The organism is Bradyrhizobium sp. (assembly GCF_049512235.1).
In the GTDB taxonomy this organism is placed as follows: Bacteria; Pseudomonadota; Alphaproteobacteria; order Rhizobiales; family Xanthobacteraceae; genus Bradyrhizobium.
In genome coordinates, this window is record NZ_JBEKXH010000656.1 from 1 (window position 1) to 3,133 (window position 3,133).

General features: G+C 64.7%; 3 protein-coding genes. 2 read left to right on the top strand and 1 reads right to left on the bottom strand.

Annotation, left to right across the window (positions count from 1 at the left end; genetic code table 11):
- The first annotated feature begins 196 nt into the window (after nt 1–196).
- Together ABSG20_RS33445 and ABSG20_RS33450 are read left to right on the top strand one after the other, a co-directional pair.
- Nucleotides 197–685 carry a sigma-70 family RNA polymerase sigma factor gene (locus ABSG20_RS33445; RefSeq protein WP_423868716.1) on the top strand — a complete coding sequence of 163 codons (489 nt, stop codon included), beginning with the start codon at nt 197–199 and terminating at the stop codon, nt 683–685.
- A 137-nt stretch (nt 686–822) separates the two neighbouring features.
- Nucleotides 823–1,593, top strand: a complete 771-nt coding sequence (locus ABSG20_RS33450; RefSeq protein ID WP_423868717.1) for an anti-sigma factor family protein — start codon at nt 823–825, stop codon at nt 1,591–1,593.
- 278 nt (nt 1,594–1,871) lie between these two features.
- On the opposite strand, the gene ABSG20_RS33455 is transcribed toward ABSG20_RS33450, so the two are convergent.
- A complete protein-coding gene (locus ABSG20_RS33455) occupies nt 1,872–2,978 on the bottom strand; it encodes a sensor histidine kinase (protein ID WP_423868718.1) in 1,107 nt (368 codons plus the stop codon).
- Nucleotides 2,979–3,133: the final 155 nt, after the last annotated feature.

Here is a 3,133-nt window from a genome sequence, read left to right on the forward strand (position 1 = left end):
AGCCCCGAACTTTTCGCCATCGGCTCTCCAATCGACCCCGGTCAGGTCTGGAGGTACACCAGCGCTTCCCCGGGGTACAGCCTAAATCCGCGCTCGTGAGCGCCGGAATAGCGTCGTCTTTTCGGTGTTATAACAGCGAGGGCGTTCGCGTCGCCGATGTGAGGAGCGCGGGCGGACAACCCAGGATCGGGCGTCGATGACCGCGTTTCGCCAAAGTGTCGAAGCCATGATTCCGGCACTGCGCCGGTACGCGCGCGCACTGGCGCGCGATGCCGATATCGCCGACGATCTGGTGCAGGATACGCTGGTGCGGGCGCTGCGCTCGGAGCGTCTGTTTCTCGGTGGCGACATCAGGAGCTGGCTTTACACCATCCTGACCAACCTCAACAAGAACCGCCGCCGATCGCTGGCGCGGCGGCCGCAATTGATGCCGCTGCGCGATGACAATCCCGACGCCAGCGGAACGGAGGCGGAAGGCCGCGACATCGCCCGCGCGCTGGTGACGCTGGTGGAGGAGCAGCGCTCGGTGTTGCTGCTGGTGATGCTGGAAGGATTGAGCTATCGCGAGGTCGCCGACATCCAGGGGGTGCCGATCGGCACCGTGATGTCGCGCCTCGCCCGCGCGCGCGCGCATGTGAAAGCCGCGCTCGAGGGCGAACGTCCGGCGCTGCGACGGGTAAAATGACGGCAATCATTTTGCCATGATGAGTGGATGGGATCAGCGAGTTTGAGCCGCGATGGCTTGCTTCCCCCGTCGCTGCGGAGAGGGCCAGTCAGAATTGGCCGGCCGACAAGTCTTGATTGAGCTTGGACAATAGACAAATGACCGACCCGAAGATCCCCGTTACCGAAGACGAGTTGCACGCTTATGTCGACAACGAACTCCCGGCGGAGCGTCGCGGCGACGTCGAGGCATGGCTGTCAGGCCATCCCGACGACGCGGAACGGGTACAATCCTGGCGCACGATGGCGGAGGCGCTGCATGCGCGGTACGACGCCGTCGCCGACGAGCCGGTGCCGGCGCGGCTCGAGATCGAGCGGCTGGTGCGGCAGCCGCGCCGGTTGATCTACGGCGCCATCGCCGCGACGCTGCTAGCGTTCATCGCCGGCAGCGGCGCCGGCTGGCTGGCGCGCGGCGCGGCTGCCGCGCCGTCGACGTTCCAGAATTTCACGGTGGATGCGCTGGACGCACATCGGCTCTATGTGGTCGAGGTCCGTCATCCGGTCGAGGTGCCGGGCAGCGAACTCACGCATCTGCAGCAATGGTTGACCAAGCGCTGCGGCTGGGACGTGCATGCGCCAGAGCTCGGTGCGACCGGGTTGAAGCTCGTGGGCGGGCGACTGTTGCCCGGCCCCACAGGGCCTGCGTCGTTCCTGATGTATGAGAGCGCCTCAGGTGAACGCTTCACAATCTATACGGCGCGTGCGGCAGACGAGATGACACAGATGCGTTACGCCTCGCAAGATAAGGATGGCGCCCTGTTCTGGGCCGACCACGGCGTTGGATATGTCGTGAGCGGCGGCAGCGACCGCGAGCGCCTGACGCAGGTCGCGCGCCTGGTCTACGACCAGACGGAGAAGAGCGGCGGGTGAACATGCACAAGTGGTCGCGGTCCCAATTCCGTCACCGAAAATCTGGATTCGCAACATCGGCGCGTCTCAATATCGCACCGGGGAGTCACGAAAAGTTGTGGCGCGTTCGATCCGCCGATCGGCGCAAAGCGGCCTCGACCGGGGTGTGGTACCGCGCTGGTCCCCTGGCCGAGGCCGCGCTCTCTTTCCTGGCTAATTCGCCACCGGCCTTTGGCCGATCCCCTTGGATGAAACAGGCTGGATGCGGGTGCCGAAGCAGGGCGACCACAAGGGTCGCCCTACGTGGAGTCGGCTGCGACACGCAACGGCAGCCGTATTCTGATGCTGGTTCCAGCTCCCTCCGCATTGGACACGGCGATCGTGCCGCGAATCTGACGCACGAAGACCGCCACGTAGTCGGAACCATGTTTCTCGAGAATCCGCGCCGAGTACCCGTCCTTCATGCCCACACCGTCGTCGGCGACGGTCAGCTCGATCTGGTCGCCGCTCCTTGCGGCGCGAAACAGGATGCGCCCTTTCCCGCGCGGAAACGCGTGCTTGATGGCGTTGGTGCCCAACTCATTGACCAGCAGGCCGAGCGGTACGGCGCGAACCGGGTCGATTTCCAGCGCCTCGGCCTCGACCTCTATGGCGATGCCCGCGGTGGCTTCGAGCAGGCTCTCCGACATGGTCCTGGCGATTTCCCGCAGATAGGCGTCCAGCGCGATGGCCTGACCGGCGCTGGTCTGCGATATCAGATCGTAGAGCTCGGCGATGGCTCCGATGCGGGCCTGCATGGCCCGGTAGCCTTCGACGCACGGGGCTGGCGCCGATTTGGCTTCGTGGGCGATCAGAGCGACGATGATCTGCAGGTTGTTCTTGATCCGGTGGTTGATCTCGTTGGTCAGCATCAGGGCGTCGCGTTCGCGCTGCTCGCGCTCGCTGATTTCCGCCTGCAGCTGGACGTTGAAGGAGGCGACGTCGGCGGTGACCTCATGCAGGCGCAGCGAGCCGAGCATCAGCGCCTCGTTCATCGCCCGCGTCCTTTCGTGGAGCGGGGTGGCCTCGAGTACTTGAATCACGATGCCCATCGCGCGTTCGTTCGCCATCACCGGCCACATCGTATAGCAGGAGAGGGTGGGATCGCGGTCGGAGGAACTCAGCTGGGTTTCCGGTTGTCCGGTGCGATAGATTCGATCCAGCAGCGCCAGGCATTCCGCCGTTTCCGGCAACAGGGCGCAGAACTCCGTCCCCACCAGTTCGTGGCTGGCTTTATTCGTCAGCCGGCAAAATGCCGAATTGACGTAGCGCACGATATGCGTCGCGCCCTCGACGGTGACCGTTGCAAGCGGCGAGTGATCGAAGGCGCCACTCGACAGCTCGGACAGCAGCGTGGCCGGTGGCATCCGTATGGACATCCTATGTGCTTGCTTTCGGCTCCGGCGCGATTTCGTTTTCCTGCGCCTTGCGCGGACCGGTGCGGTGCGGAATTCCGGTACTCATCTCGGCGTAGTCGGTGCGGCGGGGGTGGATCACCACCACGCCCTTTGCGGTGATGACA